Below are 21,306 nucleotides of genomic sequence, written 5' to 3'. Positions count from 1 at the left end.
ATACAATTTTATGCAAAAATAAGAATACAAAATCATTAAAAAAATTTAAACAATGTATTCTTTAATTATTCTTTCCTTCTTGGGCACCATACTGTCTCCCTGGCGATAAATAAATAGTTTCGGCTTTAGATTTCCAACTGGTTGTATGATTCCCTTTCAGGACATTTATATTAAAGCTACTATTTTTTAATGAACTTTTCATATTCCAGAAACCATCTTTCAAACCCACCACAACAACCTCATACGATTGATCTCCCGGCACAGCAAATTCAATGGGTTCATTAAGATATTGATTTGGTTTGGCCACCACCAGTAAACGATCAGCCACTCTTATGAGGTAATAATTCGCTTTTTCCTCAGCATACACCGGTAATTTTGATGAGCCACTCTCCGTCATCTGAAAAACCGAAGCGTAACTAACCTGATCACTTTCCTGTTTAGGCGAAACCATAATCCGTGTTCCCCTAGCCTCAGGCCAAGGAGACTTGACCTGATAAAGATCACCAAAAACAAAAGCAGTAGAATCACCCGAATACAATTTCACTGCACAGTCTTTTAATTGCGGCTTCAGCAGATCAACATAGGTAGCACCAGCAACATTTTTAAATTTACTGGTCAACACAAAACCTGTTTCACTTCGTACAGGCTTTTCAAGCGTATTGATTTGCCAGTAGGGTTCGAATTTTTTATCATTGGTCTCAAGCTCATCCAATAAGACAATGACAGCAGGCACATCCTTCCGCTTCAAATTCAAAAACAGGAAGCTTTTTGCATAGGATTTTACTTTAGCAGTATATGCGGCCGTTAGATCCATATTGTAATAGCTATAGCTCGGCTGAATGGGATCCTTGCCAAATGCCGATGCCCTGATCTCTCCGGTATGGTACCAGGAGTCACTTAACACCTCCTCAACCGTGCGTGGAAAACGCTGGCTAAACCGAGTCCCACCATCGTTTGTTTTCGTCCTAAATAACAGCGGCTCAGCAGGATCACGTACTAAAAGCATACTATGCGCAACCGATCGCTTATTAAAGTTAAAATCATAAGGGGAGCCATAAGAAAGATACAAACCAAGATCACCAACCTGAATACCATGATGATAAATCTGTAAAGCCCCTGCATCAGCATGCTGATGATTGCCAAAATGATAGCCCCCGCCCTTGATCTCAGCAACCACATCCGAACTACCTTTCTCCTCACTCCAACCTGTCCGGGCAACCATAGATCCCAGAACAGGTCCAAAATCTTTGGTCAACGGCATTTTCTCTCGGTCAAAATCCGGCTTCAATTTTGGATCATTCAAGAGGAGAAACAAGATTGGATTGTCGGGCAAACCGCCCTGCTTGACAAACTCAGCCTTGATTACCGGATTGCCTGAATAGGCGTAACAAAGCAACATGGTCTGCGGATTTTTCCAATAAAAATCAGCACTGCTGTTGTACTTTACATTAAACATATCCCCGTCGCGTAACATTTTTCCGTCAGGCGTTCGCATATACAACCAGTAATACGGCATATTCTTGATGTTATCGTCAAAAACCGGATAGCCAAGCATGCGATAATACAACCAGGCGCCATGCATTTCCCATCCAAAGCGATAGCCACCATAATCAACACCTTGATTATGGCGCGGCGACTGATACTCAAACTTGCGCATCGGCACCAACTCTTCCAAAATAGAATACGAAGTATACTTGTAAGGCACAGGATCCTCATCATATAACGCAATACTCATTGCTAGCAAATCGCGCGACACTTGCGCCTCATTCCCATGTCCATTGATGATACTTTCGATACCAAAAAAAGGAGGCCAGCCAATCTCCATATCCTGCGCCAGACGCATCATATTTTTATGCAGATTGGTCTTAACGCGTACATCCAACAACGAGAAGCACCAGTCATACACCAATGCTCCCGTATAAATTGCACGACCCAACTCGCGTGTAATATCACCATAGGAAACATTCCCAAATTCCAACATCGTCAAGTATTGATCTGCCAGCCTGACCGCTTCCCTACCTATTTTTTCGTCACCGGACATGAGGTAATAAAACGCTTTTGATTCAATGGCACGTTCGAGCTTTTCATCGTAAAACATTTCCTTATTCGGATCAAAAATAAATTGAACAGGTTGTTGCGCAAGTGTTTTCACTTTCCCCCAAGCTTCTAGATGCTCCGCTTCTTCCAACCGCGCCTTAACGACCGGCAAAGATTCTTTGTTAACCCATAGTCTCGGGTGACCTGCAGGCGGAACAATCTTTGATTTATAATTTTCTGCCGCAGCTGGCGCAACTGGAGGCACAAAGGCATTGATCGAAACAGCTTTAATCTTAAAATAAGCTGGCAATTGCATGCCGATCATCTGCTTCCCTTTCTCAAAATAAAATTTACCAAGATCTTGCTTCGCGCCTTTAAAGCTGTCAAATACGATCCGTTTGGTCGATCGTGCAGCGCGAACATCAATCATCGCATACAGCGTCATCATACCTGTTTTATCTGCCGCCTTAATTTTATCCAAATCGGTAACCTCGCCTTCAGAAACCAAGGTATAGACACCGGCCGTCGGAATATCCACCTGAACCTGCAGGCGTTGTCCATTTCCCTTTATCGAAGTAACCTTTGCCTGCTGCCCATAGGACGTTCCAAGGATCGCCATAAAAGCGATCCCCAGCATAGTACCTTTAACTTTTATCCATATCCTTGCACCCATATCTTTATTTTACTTGCAACCTTTTTACACTGATCTTCATTTCTTTCGTGGTATTATTTACGCTATTGACAAATACATAAGCATTGTATTTACCATCAGCCGTTTGCAGCCATATTCCTGATTCAGCTTTTAAATTAATCGCAAAATCAGGCGCATCTACGAACGATTTATCTTTCAAATCCACATCGTCCACAAATACACTGTATTGCAATCGCGCTAATTGTTGATCGCGCACGGTCCAAGCCTTCACGATCTTCGTTTTATTTGTCAACCCCACAGGTAAGGTGAAACTCGGCAAATAACTGGCATCCGTCGTGGGAGCAACCAAAGAATGTGCATAAGTCACCGTTGGCAATGCCCGGTACAAATAGACCAAATCAATCTTATCCGGGTTTGCTGCCGCTTCGGTAGCAGTATACCATTTTAGGTCGGCCACAGAAAAAAAGCAGGCCGCGCCGTCTTTCCCGATCAAGTCCAAAGCCATATCCATATTACGAATCGCATAAGCTTCTGTTTTCAATACGATCTCCTGTCCGTTACTGGACTTAGCCCTAAATGTAAAGGTGACGGATTTACCCTTTGCCGCTGCCGGTATTTTGTAGCTATAGCGCAGCGTTGAGGCCGAGGTGTCTTTTGTAAAGATCACCTCCATACGATTATCATTTACGGTTGCTGGATCGCCGATTACGACACCGACATCAGCCCCTGTACTACTGGTATAGTACGATTTGTTTTCAAGCACAGTACCCTCATCACCCGCAATGCTGGCTTCCACAGCAATCGATGTGAGCTTCCCCTGATCTGGCAAAATCGCCGCAGCATAAGCAAAGTCTATGGTAGCCCCAACCACATTTGGCCCTAAAGAGCGCTTAATAATATCGTTTTGCAAACCATCCTTAGCTTTTGGAATTTCATAAGCGTCTTCTTTACAAGACCCCAACAATAAGAATCCAAACCCGATGGACAGCAGTCCTATTTTTAAATAATTTGTTTTCATCAGCTTCCTTATTTTTGTACTGTCAAATAAACCTTATAAGTCTTCCGAACCTTTCTGTTTCCAGATACGACAGTCCATTCACGGGGTGTCCCCAAATTGGAAAAATCTTCTTTTCCTAAAATCTTGGGATCCAGCACCGCATCAGTGACCAATGAAAACTGCGGGTATAAACTTTTCAGATCTGTACCAAAAAGTACCTCTACATTTATGGTTTGTGCAACGGTATCTACCACCGCAGCTTTGGTGCGCACCGTCTGAAAATCGGCACCTAACAGTTCAAAACTACTGACATAACATTCAGACCTCGTCGTGATCAGCAAACCATCTTCATCTATTGGATAATTATCCTTACAGGCGGACAAGCTTACAAGCAGCGTTCCGATTAAAAATAACGTATATTTCATTTTTGTACAATCAAGTGTTACCATATTATTTCCAAGGTATATTTTGTGTTAAATTCGGATTCCTCGAACGTTCCGTTTCAGGAATCTGATAGATATAACACCTTTGATAGGTCAGTTCAGACTCATTGAAGAAAAAGCGCTCCCAATTATTTCCAAAGCTATCCTGGAACCATTTCCCGTCCCCGTAAGGTTTACCAAATACGGTTTCCAGTTTACGCCATCTCCTCAGGTCAAATACACGCTGCCCTTCACCAAAAAGCTCGACAATCCTTTCCTGTTCTATGGCGTCAAAAAAGGCATCACGAGACGAGGTTTTAGCACCCGCAAGCGCCGGTAGGTTACCACGACGCCTGACTTTATTAACCAAATCAATCGCATCCGCCTGTGGGCCACCAATCTCATTGGTTGCTTCAGCATACATGAGGTATACATCAGCTATACGCATCAAAGGCCAATTGTAATTTCCATCACTGCGTGCCACACCACCATAATTGCGCACAAACTTACGCGATTGTAATCCCGAGAGATTTGTGGTATTATCGGTGAACGAGGTTTTGTAAGATACACCGTTGATGGTCACCGCAGCACCCCAGGTTTTGTAGATAAAAGGAATATAGCCTGTTGTTTCCGTCGGACTCATACCCATTATCAGTTCATAGTCCCACAACAAAGTCGCTTTCATGCGATAATCGCGATTGCGGTACGACTCGGGATTCACCGCTGAGTTTGCCGTCGTACGTGCCGCTGGATTTTTTACTGGATCTAGCTGAACCATCTTAGGCAAGAAATCTCCCGTAATGGTAGATTGATAACGGTCGGCCAGCTCATAACGGGGAATAGCCTGATTCTGTCCCAAAGAAACCAATGGTCCGGTCCATACGCGCTGGTATTCCTCGCTCTGTTTTGTCCCCACCCCGCCATGTATCAGCACCATGACCATCTCTTCATCCTGACTCAGGTTGCCGGTGGAAGGTATAAACATATAGTAATAATTAGGAAGCACATCTGCCTTTCCCAATTCCCCCCACTGACCCGGATCACCATTTCTAAACATCTTGATACCGAAATCATTGATCACACGCTTAAAATCCGCGGCGGCCGCAGTATAGGCCGTTTTAGCGTCTGCAGCAGATTGCACGAACCCATCCAATTCGGGCCATCCATTTTTCTTCCACGAACCCCAGTACAATTGAAACTTACCACGGAAGGCCAATGCAGCGGGCTTACCGGCACGTCCAATTGCAGCCCCCTTATTCGGTAATTTGTCCACCGCATAGTTCAGATCAGCCATAATGGAATCTTTCAGCTGCGCAATAGGCATTCTCCGTACCGTATCAGCCTCTGCTGGAGCAGGTGCCGACTTAAAAAAATAAGGCACATCTCCCCAGAGGGAAATCAATCGGAAGTAGGCAATAGCACGCAGCAATCTGGCTTCCGCCACGATGGTCTCCAAGGTTTGTTTTACCGCGTCAGTTTTTGCCACGGGTAGCAGGCGCGCATTGGTATTTTCGATCACAAAATTGGAGCTGAATACAGATCCATATAAGGCTCTATACATCGCCGAAGCACCTGAGCCATAATTCATGGGACTATTGACGGTCATTGAAATAGGTGCCGCTCCGGTATTGTACATCTTCAGGTAATCACCATGTCCATCAAAATGATAGTCGCGATCAAAACAAGGTCTGAAGATGGAGTAATTTGCCATTAATGCAGCGAGCGCATCATTTTCGTCCACCCAGAACGTTTCGGAGCTCGGCGTTGTTGTTGGATTTTGATTTAACAAATCTTTGCGGCAAGCCGATAAACCAAGCAGTAGCAAAGAAGAAATAAATAATTTGTTATATCTTGATTTCATAAGTTCAAATATTATAAGTCTACATTCAGTCCAACCACAAAACTCTTCGTCATTGGATATGCATCATTGGTATAGGTACTTTTCTCCGGATCCAAACCTTTGAAACTTGTCAATACGGCCAAATTATCTACCGAACCAAACACACGTAATTTCTGGATACCCAGCTTCATCAGTAATTCTTTCTTAAAAGTATAGCCAAGCTGCAGATTTTTCACCCTTAAATAAGACATGTTTTGCAGCCAAAATGTACTCAGATAGGCGTTTGGACTCGTCGATCCTAATGTACTTGGAAGTAACTTAGGATAATCAGCATCGCGATTGTCCAGGCTCCACATATTATTCCACTGGTCCTCAGTAATAGCCTGATTTGCCGTTCCTAAAAAGTTCGAATTCGCCTTGTTCATCCAAAATTCTTTTCGTCCGGTAGCAGCCTGCAACAGGAAAGAGAAATCAAAGCCTTTGTAATCCACTGAACCCCTAAACCCATAGTTCACCTTTGGTCTGCCCAATTGATAAGCCGGATAGGCAACCCTGTCATTCGCATCCAGTTTACCATCTCCATTGACATCCTTCAACAAGATATCTCCCGGAGAAGCACCCTGGGGAACAGCATTATAGACATCTTGCCACGACTGCGCGATACCCAGCGACTCAAAGGCATAAATAAAATTATAAGGCATATCAATAAATACCGAACCTCTTTGCAACTGCTCATTCCAGGACAGCAGCTTATTCTTGTTATATCCGACATTGAAGTTCAGCATATAGCCCACATCACCCTTCCGATCATTCCAGGTCACATTTGCTTCAAGCCCTTTATTCATCATATCGCCAATATTACGACGGGGAGCGGTAAATAAACCTGTCAGATGCATCGATACATCCGAAGGCCTGTTCATGCCGATTGTCTTTCTTTCGTAGTAATCAAGCTCGGCAGTCAGTTTATTTTTAAAGAATCCAAGATCCAGTCCAAGGTTAAACACACGGGTCTTTTCCCATGTAAGATCATAGTTGATCAGTTTTTTATTGATCAGGCCTTTCACTACAGAACCTGTCCCCGTACTGTTATCGATCAAATAATAAGGACTGGAGACCAAGGATTGCTTTTGCTCATACAGGCCCACACCGCTATTATTACCCAAAGAACCATAAGAAGCTCTAAATTTGGCTGAACTCATGCTGATTTTATCCTTAAAGGCTGTCATAAATGCTTCGTCCGAGATACGCCAGCCTACCGCGGCAGAAGGAAAGAATCCATATTGATCACCCGGCAAGAATCGTGATGAACCATCCACCCTGAAGTTCCCTTCAAACATATACCTTCCAAAAGCCGTATAATTCAGTCGTCCGATATATGACCGCAAACCTTCTGCTGAGGACGATCCGGACACATTTTGCACATCCTCCGATGCACCATCAATTTCATGCAGGCTCGGGTGCAGACGATCCAGTCGGCTACCCGCCAAAATACGGCTGTTCCAATATTCTTCTGAATACACCGCCAAAGCAGAGAAATCATGGTTGGCACCAAACTTACGGTCGTAACTCAGCTTGAAGTTCAGCTGTGTTTTGTAATTGTTTCGGTCCGTATTGTATATCCCATCATTTGTCGGAACAAGATCCCGGATAGACAGCCCTGTGCGGATGTTATATAATTTTGTGGGCATATCCGCTTTCCATTGAAAACGCGTATCATAATTTAAGGCATAATCTACTTTAGCCTCAAATCCTTTGAACGGTTTCCAATTTAAGTACCCATTCACCAAAGCCTGCTTTTGATTCATATGGTTCTGGTTACGCGTCATGTAATCCGCATAAATATTATTGGCCTGCGGACTCTCGTTGTAAGACATTGCGCCACCATAAAAACCGGTAATAGGGTCATAAGGCAATATACCTGCTGGTGAGGTAAACAAATCCATCCCGCTCGTGGAGTTGGCGGTCATGCCGTCCTCATAATTATACCGGTAATCAGACCAGTTGCCTGAAAACCGGACCCCAGCACCAATGGTATTGGTTACTTTTGTTTCGAAGTTAAATGCAGCATTATAACGTTTAAAATCATTATTGATCTGTATCCCCTTCTCATCCAGCATACCGACAGACAAATAGTAATTATTATTTTCAGTCCCCCCATTAATGGAAACATTATAATTTCCACTTTGACCATTGCGGAGAATAACATCCCACCAATCGGTACTTGGATACAATCTCGGGTCGACCATGCTCAATGCCAGCCACTCATCAATGGTTCCGTTCTTAAAGTTGAATGCTGCTGCCGCGGTGTTGTAGGCTTGCGCCCTTTGTGTGGCCGTCATTGCTTTTGCATAATTATTGACAAAATCAAAAGAGCGGGTCGGTTTCACCAGCGACTTGTTGGCACTGAAGGAAATAGCTGTCCTGCTATTTCTTTTACCAGACTTTGTCGTGATCAACACCACCCCATTAGCCGCTCTGGAACCGTATACTGCAGCGGAAGAAGCATCTTTTAGTACGGTCACACTTTCAATATCATTCACATTGACCCGGTTCATATTCACATCGGGCATCCCATCGACCACGATCAGCGGTCCGGCACTATTGACCGTCCCTAAACCTCTGATCAAAAGATCCGCTGCATTATTTCCGGCCATTCCTGAGTTTTGACTTACTGCCAGGCCGGGGATAACACCTTGCAATGCCTGGGAGGCATTGGAAAGACCGCGGCTTGAAGTCGACTGATCAAAGTTGACACTGGCCACTGCACCAGTCAAACTCCCTTTTTTTTGCTTTCCATATCCGACCACAACCACTTCATCCAAGGCACTTTCACTTGCATCAAGCACCAAAGCCTGTACGTCTTTTCCTGATACCACCTTTGTATTAAAACCGATTAGCCGAAATTGAATCTGATCCGAGACCGAGCCAGTTAATTTAAATCGACCTTCTTGATCCGTAACAGCAACCGCCGCATTTTTGAGGTTGCGCACCTCTACACCAGACAGCGGCTGTCCTTTGGCATCCAGCACCTGGCCCACAAGCTGCTGCTGAAATCTGGTTAAATCCCGCGAAGGGTTTAACACATTCGATATCGGAATCTTTCCATTACTGAGGGAAGAAGGAACATTTGCCAATGCACCCATCGAAATAAAAGGTAGCCCCACCAAAAGGCAACTCCTGTTTATTACATCCCGGATTTTAATCTGCTTTAGTATCATGAATACTCAGGTTAAAGTGGTTAAATAAATGATTTATAAGCTCTTTAGTTTATTGGTATTTTTTCAGGAAACATAACGCTCGACCCTAATATGGTCTAAATTGCATTTCCATAATTATCATAGTGAATACAATAATATATATTTTTTGTATACAATTCAATATTTTTTTTACTTTTTTACAAAAATAGGGCGGCTAACAAGTTCTCGACAATTCCACAACGCCGCTCTTTTAGCTGTGTAATTATAAACTAAATCGTATTTACTGTAGACTGATAAAATATTTTTGTATACATTTTAACTTATTTTTTGTATATTTATTTTTATTCAACTACATTTGACTAACCAAATAAATCAAAGGAATAACCGTAGATCCTATATGAAAAAACAAACCTATATTTGGCTTGTATCGCTGATCCCGCTACTATCTTCCTGTTCTTCCGAGACAGAAAGAGAAAGTAAACCAATAAACAACATCCAACTGGAGCACAGCATACTATCGCTAACCAAAGAAGCTACAAAACTCCATGTGCCATGGGATTTACAATATGACCGGGTCAACGACGCCATTCTGTTTTCTGAAATCGGAGGAAGTATACGAAGGCTGGATACGAAAACAAAAGTTGTTACTTTGGTGGACAGCCTGACCGACGTTTACCACCAGCGCACCCTGGGACTATTAGGGATGGCACTGTATCAACCCGAACAGCAACAAGCCTATCTTTACCTTTCTTACACCAGTAAAAAAGACAGCCTCATTTTCTCCAACTTATATCGCTACGATTATAATACGGCAGGCAAGTTGTCAAACCCAAAATTGCTTTTACAGATTCCTGGAAACACCGGACACAACGGTTCCAGGGTTATTGTTTCGACAGACAAAAAAGTGTATTGGGCTACAGGTGATGCAGCAAGTGATACCTTTGCGCAAGACAGCACCTCATTAAATGGCAAAATCTTACGCCTCAATCTCGACGGAAGCATCCCAAAAGACAATCCAATTGCAAACAGCTATGTATATGCATGGGGATTTCGAAACATGCAAGGACTTACCCATGATGCGAAAGGCTTAATTTACACATCTGAACATGGCGATGCCATCGAAGATGAAATCAACCTGATCCAACCGCTAAAAAATTATGGCTGGCCACAGATCGAAGGTATGATTGATACGGAAAAGGAAAAAGCTATTGCCAAAAGCTCCCCAAGACAGGAACCTATTAAATCGTGGACTCCAGTCGTCGCACCATCCGGTATGGCGTATTACAGTTCTAACGTTATCCCTGAATGGAAACACAGTTTATTGCTCGCGACTTTAAAAAATCAGTCCTTACGTATCCTAAAATTATCTGCCAACGGGCAGCAGATCGTCGATGAGAAGATCCTATTCAAAGATCAGCTTGGTCGGCTAAGATCCGTATTGACCTTACCCAATGGGGACATTTATTTCTGTTCAAGCAACCGTGACTGGAATCCGCAAAAGGGATTTCCAAAGCCCGATGACGACGTGATCTATCGTCTGCGTATTACCGATAAAGCCGCTGCACCAATGATTAAACCCGTCGCTGCCAATGCGGTCAACTCCCCTGCCAAAAGTGGTCAAGCCTTATACGAAGCCTATTGCGCTTCTTGCCATAAAGCAGATGGAATGGGGCTAACAAATACCTTCCCCCCTTTGGCCAACTCACCTCTTGTCAACGGCGACCCAGCACCTTTATTGCAGGTTATCCTCCATGGACTGAAAGACAAAACAATAGCCAAGATCAAATACGAGAGCGCAATGCCATCTTTTTCATTCCTAAAAAATGAAGAGGTCATTGAAATCACCAATTATATCCGTACACACTTTGGAAATTCTGCCCCTAAAATTAACCAACAGCATTTAACTTCATTACGATAAATCTCATGGAAAACAACCTCGAGCCAAAACCATCCTTATTTAAAAATTGGCTATCCATCTTGGGGCCCGGCATCATTACCGCCGCCCTGGTTTTCGGGCCCAGCAAAATGACCATCACATCAAAAATGGGTGCAGATTATGGCTTCTCCCTGTTATGGGTTGTCGTCGTCGCGATCTTTTTTATGATGGTTTTCACCAATATGGCGGCACGTATCGGCATCGCGAGAGACGAATCTTTACTTACTTTAATTCGCCAGAAATTTGGTAAAACAACGGCCATCATCATCGGCCTCGGAATCTTCCTTGTTGCAACCTGTTTTCAATCTGGAAATGCCACTGGGGTCTCCATTTCTGTTTCGGAAGCAACAGGGACAAATCCCAAAATATGGATCATCGTTTTTAATGTCATCGGCATTTTACTGCTGTTCTTCAAGTCCTTCTATGCACTATTGGAAAAGCTCATGCTTGGACTTATCATCCTGATGTTATTTGCTTTTCTTTCCACCGCGATTATGATAAAGACACCGGCACAGGACTTTTTCTTAGGCTTTATTCCGAGCATTCCTCCCTCTTCAGTTGGCTTAATCATCGCTTTCACAGCTTCCTGCTTTTCAATTGTGGGCGCTTTTTATCAAAGTTATCTCGTTCAGTCAAGAAGAAAATTATCCGCCAATGGACAAATATCAGATCGGCAGATTATCGGAAGCCGGATAGGGATCATTATTCTTGGGATCATGAGCGCAGCCGTTATGGTCTGCGCCGCAAATACGCTTCACCCCCAAGGGATCAAATTAAATTCTGCCGCTGAGATGGGCCGTGCACTGGAACCACTTTTGGGAACCTATGCCTCGCACCTCTTTTTTATCGGTCTTTTTGGGGCCTCCTTTTCTTCCTTGATTGGCAATGCCGTATTAGGCGGTTCGTTACTGGGCGATACCTTTGGCTTCGGCAACAATCTCAATCACCCTAAAGTGAAGCTCTTTATTTCGCTGGTCATGATTTTTGGATCTGCCATCGCACTGATCTTCGGAAATCTTCCCTTGGAGCTTATTGTTTTTGCGCAAAGCATCACCATTTTTTTAGTTCCCTTTATTGGCATTATCCTCTTTCTGATCGCAAACGACAAAGAAATTATGGGCGCGCTCAGAAACAGCCCCTTAACGCGGTTATGGGCTATCCTCGGACTCCTATTACTCGTTTTTTTAGCTTTTAGTAATTTCTATAATTTAATCAAATAATTCAGACATGGACCATAACAATTTAGCGGAATTGGAACAGCAAATACTTGCACCATCATTAGATCTAATTGAAGATATAAAAAAGATAACAGGTGATATCCTTTTCTTAGGTATTGGCGGAAAAATGGGGCCAAGCATGGCAAAACTAGCCATGAGGGCTATCCAAGCTGCAGGAATAGACAAAAAGGTCATTGGTGTTTCGCGTTTTTCCACCAAGGAACTTCAACAGGAACTGGAAGATCTAGGCATAAAGACCATCGCTTGTGACCTACTGAATGAGGAAGAACTCAAAAAGATTCCGCAAGTTCCGAATGTCATTTACCTCGCAGGACATAAATTCGGCACCACAGGAAATGAAGATTTCACCTGGGCGATGAATACCTATCTTCCAGGAATGGTGGCTTCTCATTTTCGAGACTCCAACATTGTTGCTTTTTCTTCGGGTAACGTACTGCCATTTGTGCCGATAAGCAATGCCGGCGTTTCCGAGGAAAGAACTCCCGAGCCTGTCGGTGAATACGCACAATCCTGTTTGGGAAGAGAGCGCATATTCGAGTATTTTTCGAAGAAAAATGGTACACCTACCCTGATCTACCGATTGAATTATGCGGTGGATTTTCGCTACGGCGTGCTCGTAGAAATTGCTAAATCGGTCAAAGGGCAACTCCCAATAGATTTGACAACCGAAAACGTCAATGTTATCTGGCAGGGAGATGCCAACGAAATTGCCTTAAGATCATTACTGCATTGTCAGTCACCAGCCAAAATACTAAATGTCACAGGGCCTGAAATCCTTTCTACACGATGGATCGCAGAGCGTTTTGCTGAGCATTTCAGCACAAAGCCGATCTTTGTGAATGAACCCGCCGGAACCGCTTTACTAAACAACGCGTCCGAATGCCATCGTTTATTTGGCTATCCTAAAACAACCATACGGGAAGCGATAGACATTACAGCCAAATGGTTGAACCAAGGTGGCGAACTATGGAATAAAGACACGCACTTTCAAGAACGAAAAGGAAAATTCTAATGAAAACTTTAGACAACAAATTACAACAGTTGCTTTGGGAAGGGACGGTTATTCCGGCACACCCCCTTGCCTTAAATGAGGACCGCAGCATTGACGAAGTACATCAACGGCTCCTGACACAGTACTACATAGCCAGTGGAGCGGGCGGAATCGCTGTCGCAGTACATTCAACCCAGTTTGAAATTCGGGACCCTGAGATCAACCTTTTTGAAACCGTATTGAGATGGGCTAGCGAAGAAGTCGATAAAGCTGAGCTCCAACGACCATTTATCAAAATTGCGGGCATCTGCGGTGCCACAGAACAAGCGATACAGGAGGCAAACACGGCACTTAAATACGGTTATGATATCGGACTTTTGAGTATGGGCGGACTTCAAAGCTGGACCGAAAATGCCATATTAGATCGAGTTAGAGCAATAGCAGCCATTATTCCTGTTTTTGGATTCTATCTTCAACCCGCTGTTGGTGGCCGCATTTTCTCGTATTCTTTTTGGCAGCAGTTTGCCGAAATCGACAACGTCGTCGCTATCAAGTGCGCCTCGTTCAACCGGTACCAGACATTAGACGTCATGCGCGCAATAGCCAACTCCAGCCGGCGAAACCAAATTGCCCTATACACGGGCAATGATGACAACATTGTCAACGATCTGATGAGCGTGTATAATTTCCCTGTAGCTGGAGAAAACGTCTCCATAGAATTTAAAGGCGGATTACTAGGCCATTGGGCTGTTTGGACGGCAAAAGCCGTTGAACTCCTTCGGGAAATAAAAACATACAAACAGAACCCCAACAACTTCCATGCGAGCCACCTTCTGAGCAAAGCGATTGCTGTAACAGACAGTAATGCAGCATTTTTTGACCCAGCAAATGCATTCCATGGCTGTATACCAGGCTTACATGAGGTGCTCCGTAGACAAGGTTTGATGAAAGGTATCTGGTGTCTGAATCCCGACGAAAATCTATCCATCGGACAGCAAGAAGAAATTGATCGTGTATATAAAGACTACCCGGACTTAAACGACGACGAATTTGTCAAGGAATTTTTAAAATCGAGATCCTAATAATCGCTTCCTTTTATAAGGTCTCATCACCCGGGCTAGTCATGGCTGACGACGTGATGGGACCTTTCTTTTTATTCCAATTCATATTTTACGAATCAATGACCGACTAAGAGCAATAGTGCGCAGCATGAAATGTTTGATTTTTATAACTTTGCATCATGACAACTTCTGAAAATATAATTGATTTCTATCAACGGGTATTTCGAGAATCCAATTACCCAATAGGTTCCTCACCCGAACAAATTTCTCATTTTAACGTATTTTCACGTGAGCATTGTCCCTTAAAATCACCTTACAATAGAAAAGATTATTTCAAAATATCCCTTATGATCGGCGAGGGTCAATTGCATTATGGCGATCAATGGATCCCCATCGACCGTCCCGCACTTGTGTTTTCAAGTCCGCTCGTTCCGTATTCCTGGGAAACAGACAATCCGGATCAGAAGGGATGGTTCTGCCTTTTTACACAAAAGTTCATTCAGGAAGACAAACATTACAATCATAATATCCTCGAAAGTCATTTTTTCAACCCGAGCGGCAGCCCGGTCTATTTCTTAACGAAAGAACAGGTTCATCTTTTCGACAGCATTTTTCGGCGTATGGAGACCGAGCTCCACTCCGATTTTGCCTACAAATATGAAATTATCCGAAATCAATTACAGTTATTGGTTTTAGAAACATTAAAATTAGTGCCAAATCAGGGCATATCACCCTATCAAAATGCAAACCAACGCATTTCTCATCTTTTTTTGGAATTGTTGGAGCGCCAGTTCCCGATTGATACCGAAAATTTGCTCCGCTTTAAGAATGCGACAGATTATGCGCAACAGCTCAATATCCATGTCAATTCTTTAAACAGGGCTCTGAAGCAAAATACAGGGAAAACAACGCAAGAACTGATCGCACTGCGCATCACACAGGAGGCGAAGGCACTTTTGCAGCATAGCAGCTGGAATATCAATGAAATCGCTTATGCCCTGGGTTTTGAAGAACCCGCAAACTTCAGTAATTATTTCAAAAAGCATGCGGGCATACCGCCTTTAGCTTTCCGCAACAGGCCTGTTTGATTTTCACAATAATTTGTTTGAATTGTATATCTTTCGAAACAGGCAATGAAGCTACTTTTGTCGACATATTATTCACATGACGAAAGAGAAAAAAGCCGTTTAGGCGAATAAAAAATCTCCCGTCATAATGGGCCGTCTTTGACAGCCTCAACGTCCATAGAGACGCGTAATTAAAAAAAATATAAAGGATGGAAAAAAACACTAAACCGCAGCAATCTTTTATCCCAACGATACTTGCATTTGCACTTGTTCCTATCACGGGGCTTGCCACTGATATCTACCTTCCGTCGATGCCACAAATGGCGCAGGAACTTGGCTTAAATGAAAGTAAAATCCAGCTAACACTTTCGCTTTTTCTAATCAGCTATGGTGTTGCTCAGTTCTTTACCGGAGCATTGGTGGATGCCTGGGGAAGATACCGAATTAATCTGATCTCGCTTTTCCTTTTTATCCTCAGCTTCTGGATCACAGCAAGCACGCAGGATATTTGGGTTATTTACCTCATGCGAATCCTTCAGGGTGTGCTATCGGCGTTTGTCGTTATCTCCAAAAGAGCCTATTTCGTAGATGTATATGAGGGTGAACAGCGCAAACACTACCTGAGTATTATGACCATCGTCTGGTCAATCGGGCCAATTGTTGCCCCTTTTATTGGCGGCTATCTTCAGACTCAATTTGGCTGGCGTTCTAACTTTATGGTTTTGGCCGTTTACAGTGCTGTACTTTTCGTGCTTGAACTTATCTTTTCCAGCGAAACGATCAAACAGAAAAAACCTCTCCATATGAACTATCTCATCGGGGAATTTAAAATGATGCTAAAAAGCAATGATTTTACCTTCGGCATTTTCATGTGCGGCATATCTTATGGTCTTGTGATGTTCTATAACCTCAGCGGTCCCTTTTTTATTGAGCATCAACTCGGATACAGTGCGATCACAACAGGATATACCTCACTTATTATGGGCTTAGCGTGGATGTGCGGTGGTTTTATTGGCAAAGCGCTGATCAAGAAAGCATTGATCCCCAAATTGAGAATTGCCAACTATATTCAAATTCTGCTTATCGTATGTATGCTTATTGTATCGCTCTATCAAGCGAATTTATATACATTAACCTTCTTTGCTTTCGCTGTCCATTGTACTGCGGGATTTGTCTTTAACAATTATTTCAGCTACTGCTTGGGTAGATTTCCTCTATCGGCTGGTATCGCTGGCGGATTGGTCGGCGGAATTACCTACCTGCTTACATCTTCACTAAGCTATATCACAGTAAGTCTGGTAAACCCTTCTTCCCAGTTTCAAATTGGATTAGGATATGGGATATTTGCCCTGTTAGGACTTATCACGCTATATGTTATTCAAAAACTGGTCAGAAGCATATAACCTATGACCAAATATTTCAAACAGGAAAGCAGCAATCAGCTGTAGTTATCGAGCTACAAAATCGATGATAAAAAGTGAATTATTTTTAAAATAGTATTTAAAACAACTATATTTGTACCATCATAATTTAGGTTTATAATTGGTTATTTAAGGTTTTCATTCTCCCCGTTTGAAAACCTTTTTTTTGGCAAAAAAAACTTCGGTCTGCTTTCATGGCTGGCGATGCTTACCAAATCACGAAGCCCCTTGCTTATTTTACTTAATTGCTGCTTTCTTTGATACCGAATTTTTCCACATAGGTACGTGGACTCTCTTTATAGAATTTCTTGAATGTCTTGCTAAAATACTTTGGATCGTTAAATCCGACCTGGTAAGCGACCTCGCTGATGCTCAATCCCGTGTCGTTCACCAAAATATAGGCAGCCTTCTTCAGACGCACCATATTAATAAATTCAATCAGGTTCAGTCCAGTCTGCTGCTTAATCTTGCGATACAATACCGAACGGCTTACACCGATTGCTTTGGTGAGATCCTGCACGCCAAAATCTTCGCAGCCTAGATTTTCCTCCACAATCTTCAGTACCTGATCCAGGAAACGGGTTCTTTCGGGCAAGTCTGCCCCTTGGGCGCCGAGCAGATAATCCTGCACAAATTTCTCTTCCAATCGTTTCCGTGTCTGGATGATGTTTGAAATTTTTTGAGTCAGGTGCGGCATACTAAAGGGCTTGGTAATGTAATCATCTGTACCGATTTCAAACGCCTCAGTGATATAAGGATCAGCTGTACGGGCTGTCAAAAGAATCACAGGAATATGATTCGAGCTGCTGTCATTTTTAATCCGCTGCAGTAACGTGATTCCGTCACAGTTGGGCATAGTGACATCCGAGATGATAATATCGGGCTGTCGCGCCTGCACCAGTTCCAGAGCTTCATTCCCATCATTAGCCTCTAGAACAATGTATTTCTTTCTTAAATTTTCACATAGAAAACACCGGAGCTCCACATTGTCCTCGGCAACAAGTATGACAGGTTTGTCTTCATCGGCAGCCGAACTCTCTGCAGCTGTTTCTCTACATTCAGCATTCGAGCTAAGAGCGCTTGTTGCGTCTGTATTTACAGCCGCCACGGTAGCGCCTAAGACCAATAGATCTTCGATGACCATATCCCTTTGCGGCAGACTGATCCGAAATACCGTATTGAAGTCGGCCGACTCATGTGCCATGTTACTTTCAACAGTGAGTGTTCCACCGTGTAAATTGATAATCGAACGGGAAAGCGCCAAACCGATTCCACCACTGGTTGCTGACAGTCCTGTCGCATTGGCTTGATAAAATTGTTCAAATACAAAAGGTATATCTTTTGCCGGAATCCCACGCCCAGAATCCCACACGGAAACAAGCAATCTCTCCAGTTCTCCTGCCCCTTCCACAGCAACCTGTATCATTATTTTGCCACCATTGTCTGTGAATTTAAAAGCGTTATAGATCAAATTGACAAGAACTTTTTCAAATTGTTCGGGATCTAAACCCGCCACGTAATCATCGCTTACTTTATTGTCAAGAAAAAACTGGATATTATTTTTCTCAGCAATAAAGTGGAAATTTGAAAGAATGTTTTCCAGATACGCAGCAACGTGGACCTTTTGGCAAAACAATTTCATCTTGCCGCCTTCATGTTTTCTAAAATCAAGCAATTGGTTGACCAGATTCATCAATCGATCTGCATTTCGCGTTGCATAACCTAGATGCTCTTGTGCGTAGGCTGAAAGCGATCGATCGCCTTTCAATTGATTTAACGGTCCGATAATTAATGACAATGGCGTACGGAATTCATGGGAGATATTGGTAAAGAAATTCAGTTTTGCTTCATGGAGCTCCTCCTGTTTTTCCGAATCTATTTGCCGAATCAAAAGGTCCTGTTTCAATTTATTCCGACCGTGGAAAAATCGGATAACCAAAAAACTGGCCCCAGCAAAAAGAAGAAAATAGCCGCTATAGGCCCACCATGTCTTCCATGGTGCTGGCAGCACTTTAATCTTCAAGACCGTTGCCTTTTCGTTCCATATCCCGTCGTTGTTGGCCCCTTTTACCCAAAGCTCGTAGGTACCAGGGTCTAAATTGGTATAAGTAGCCACGGGATTGCTCACATAATTCCAGTCTTGATCAAAGCCTTTTAGATAATAAGCATATTGATTTTTCTCCGGATGAACATAATTCAATACACTGAATTCCAAACTAAAAACATTTTGATTGTGATCAAGTATCAATTCATTCATCATCGATATATCTTTAGGAATAACACCATCCAGGCCCGGGAGAACTGTTTTATTGAATAATTTCAACTCCGTAAACTGAATGGGGGGAATATAATTATTGACACTTAAACTATCCGGATTAAATAGGGTGAAGCCTGAGAAACTGCCAAAGGCGAGTTTTCCGTCCCGCAACATTGCTGCTGCATTTTGAATATATTCGTTGCCAGGAAGACCATCGGTCTTCGTGTAAGTGCGTACATGACCAGATTGGGGATCGAAACAAGAAATCCCTGTATTTGTGCTCAACCACAATTTGTTTTTCAGATCACTCAGCATCGCAAAAACATTGTTGATCGGCAATCCATTTCGCTCATTAAACCTTTTGAACGCTTTCTTCTCTGGAAGATAGCGATTGAGCCCGCCCATATAGGTACCAATCCAAATCTGTCCTTTTCGATCTTCATGGATACTCACAATATCATTTCCACTAATTGAAAGAGAGTCTTTCTTGTCATTTAGAAAGGAAACAAATTTATCGGTCCCCGCTAATTTTAGATTTAATCCATTGGAAGTACCGATCCATAGATTACCTTTTGAATCCTCTAACAAAGCGCGCACCATATTGGAACTCAATTGCTTTCCTGCAACATCAAATGTTTGGAAAGATCCGGCTTTCTGGTTTTTACGAAGGACCTGTAGTCCGCCACCGAACGTGCCTATCCAAATATCGCCATTGCGATCCTCTAAGATCGCATAGACATTATTGTTTGCTAGGCCATTACTTACATTGGGATCGAAACGAAAATGTTCATAGCCTTGTTGCCCCTTTCGTCTTAAATTCAATCCACCATCATAGGTACCTACCCATAAATTCCCTTCCTTATCTAAACAGATGGACTTCACATTGTTATGACTTAGGCCATTCAGGTTATTTTTATCGTAACGTTCACTAAAAAACGAATTCGTATGCCGATTAAAATAATTCAGTCCTCCACCCTCAGTTCCAATCACAAGTTCGCCCATAGCATTTTCAACAAAAGCACTCACCACATTGTAACTTAAGCTATTGCGTTTAGATTGATGGGTAAAATTCTGAAAATTAGGAATATCCTTGTCATAGATATTGACCCCTCCAAAGTAGGTTCCGATCCAAATAGATCCCCTTTTATCCTGAAATATAGGGCGAATGGAATTATTGCTTAAGCTATTGGGATTTCCATCGTCTGCCTGAATAAAAAGCAATTTTCCATTTTGATAAACGTAGAGGCCATTGAATGTTCCGATCCAAATCTTTCCATCATCTGTTTTTTTTAAGGAGCGCACATCTTGACTGGCCAAACCGGTATGATTGCCCTCTTCGGTTAACGAGGATATTTCGCCTGTATTCTCATTGATAATCCGAATACCATTATATTTCGTTCCTACCCAAAATATACCTGGACTAACTTCCAATACTGCTTGAAACCGTTGATTAACCTTATTATCTACCGATTTCTCTTTAAAATAAGTCCGTAGCACCTTTAAGCTATTTCCATCTTTCGATGCAGCCTGCATGAGTACAATGGCATCATCAGTACAAAACCATAATCGCTTTCTGCGATCCTCATATAGGGTTCGAAAATTACGATAATATTCTTTTCCCTGGCTTCTTTCAACGGTAATCTCATTGAAAACCAATTCCGCTTCGAGATGCCGGCCCTCTTTAATCTTATACAAGCCTATATTTGTCGCAATCCAAATCTTACCATTGGAATCCTGAAAAATCTGGTGAACGTTAACATCCCTTTTTCCATTACTGCTCTCCACAGTAGGTAAGGGTATACGGATGAAATTGTCTGACGCACGATTATATAAATTCAGACCTGTCATTGTCCCTATCCAAAGGCGCTTTTTGTTATCTTCCGTAATCGCTTGAATAAAGTTGTGCTCTAAGGAAAGGCTATCTTGCGGATTACTGCGATAAATCGTAAACTTCCGGGCGTCGTATTTATTTAAGCCATCACGGGTACCGATCCACATAAAACCCAAATAATCTTGAGCTATAGCGAAAACGCTGCCCTGAGACAAACCTTCGTTGACATCCAAGTGTAAAAAACGGTAGTTTTTTTCCTGTGCATGCAAAACGGAAATCAAAGCTATCGCACAGCAGAAACAGCGCAAAAAAAAGCGTACTGGCATCATAAGGTATATAATTGAAATGGATGATAAAAA

General features: G+C 42.7%; 12 protein-coding genes. 6 read left to right on the top strand and 6 right to left on the bottom strand.

Annotated elements, in window-relative coordinates; genetic code table 11:
- Positions 1-61: 61 nt before the first annotated feature.
- The 5 genes from B3C94_RS01285 to B3C94_RS01265 are packed head-to-tail and all read right to left on the bottom strand — an operon-like array spanning position 62 to position 9,166.
- Positions 62-2,710, bottom strand: a complete 2,649-nt coding sequence (locus B3C94_RS01285; RefSeq protein ID WP_293897754.1) for a hypothetical protein — start codon at positions 2,708-2,710, stop codon at positions 62-64.
- Positions 2,711-2,714: 4 nt separating this feature from the next.
- Complete coding sequence (locus tag B3C94_RS01280; protein WP_293897751.1) at positions 2,715-3,707, bottom strand: DUF4466 family protein; 993 nt, start codon at positions 3,705-3,707, stop codon at positions 2,715-2,717.
- Between the two features lie 8 nt (positions 3,708-3,715).
- Positions 3,716-4,111, bottom strand: a complete 396-nt coding sequence (locus tag B3C94_RS01275; RefSeq protein WP_293897748.1) for a hypothetical protein — start codon at positions 4,109-4,111, stop codon at positions 3,716-3,718.
- A 25-nt stretch (positions 4,112-4,136) separates the two neighbouring features.
- Entirely contained in the window at positions 4,137-5,969 is a 1,833-nt protein-coding gene (locus B3C94_RS01270) for a RagB/SusD family nutrient uptake outer membrane protein (RefSeq protein WP_293897745.1), read from the bottom strand.
- An 11-nt stretch (positions 5,970-5,980) separates the two neighbouring features.
- Positions 5,981-9,166: a SusC/RagA family TonB-linked outer membrane protein gene (locus B3C94_RS01265; protein WP_293897742.1), complete on the bottom strand. Its 3,186-nt coding sequence runs from the start codon at positions 9,164-9,166 to the stop codon at positions 5,981-5,983.
- Positions 9,167-9,542: 376 nt separating this feature from the next.
- Here B3C94_RS01265 and B3C94_RS01260 point away from each other — a divergent pair, with 376 nt between their 5' ends.
- From B3C94_RS01260 to B3C94_RS01235, 6 genes are all read left to right on the top strand, one after another.
- Positions 9,543-11,063: a PQQ-dependent sugar dehydrogenase gene (locus B3C94_RS01260; RefSeq protein ID WP_293897739.1), complete on the top strand. Its 1,521-nt coding sequence runs from the start codon at positions 9,543-9,545 to the stop codon at positions 11,061-11,063.
- Positions 11,064-11,068: 5 nt separating this feature from the next.
- Entirely contained in the window at positions 11,069-12,301 is a 1,233-nt protein-coding gene (locus tag B3C94_RS01255) for an Nramp family divalent metal transporter (RefSeq protein WP_293897736.1), read from the top strand.
- Between the two features lie 7 nt (positions 12,302-12,308).
- Positions 12,309-13,331, top strand: a complete 1,023-nt coding sequence (locus B3C94_RS01250) for an NAD-dependent epimerase/dehydratase family protein (RefSeq protein ID WP_293897733.1) — start codon at positions 12,309-12,311, stop codon at positions 13,329-13,331.
- Entirely contained in the window at positions 13,331-14,392 is a 1,062-nt protein-coding gene (locus B3C94_RS01245; protein WP_293897730.1) for a dihydrodipicolinate synthase family protein, read from the top strand. The genes B3C94_RS01250 and B3C94_RS01245 overlap by 1 nt, the downstream gene beginning before the upstream one ends.
- 158 nt (positions 14,393-14,550) lie before the next feature.
- Complete coding sequence (locus B3C94_RS01240; RefSeq protein ID WP_293897727.1) at positions 14,551-15,459, top strand: helix-turn-helix domain-containing protein; 909 nt, start codon at positions 14,551-14,553, stop codon at positions 15,457-15,459.
- 188 nt (positions 15,460-15,647) lie between these two features.
- Positions 15,648-16,841 carry an MFS transporter gene (locus B3C94_RS01235; protein ID WP_293897724.1) on the top strand — a complete coding sequence of 398 codons (1,194 nt, stop codon included), beginning with the start codon at positions 15,648-15,650 and terminating at the stop codon, positions 16,839-16,841.
- Between the two features lie 259 nt (positions 16,842-17,100).
- Here B3C94_RS01235 and B3C94_RS01230 read toward each other — a convergent pair whose 3' ends face one another.
- Positions 17,101-21,276, bottom strand: coding sequence for a hybrid sensor histidine kinase/response regulator transcription factor (locus B3C94_RS01230; protein WP_293897721.1), 4,176 nt, complete (start codon positions 21,274-21,276; stop codon positions 17,101-17,103).
- Positions 21,277-21,306 lie beyond the last annotated feature (30 nt).

The sequence above is a fragment of the Sphingobacterium sp. UBA5670 genome, assembly GCF_002420705.1.
Taxonomy (GTDB): Bacteria; Bacteroidota; Bacteroidia; order Sphingobacteriales; family Sphingobacteriaceae; genus Sphingobacterium.
This window is presented reverse-complemented; position numbering and strand designations above follow the sequence as displayed.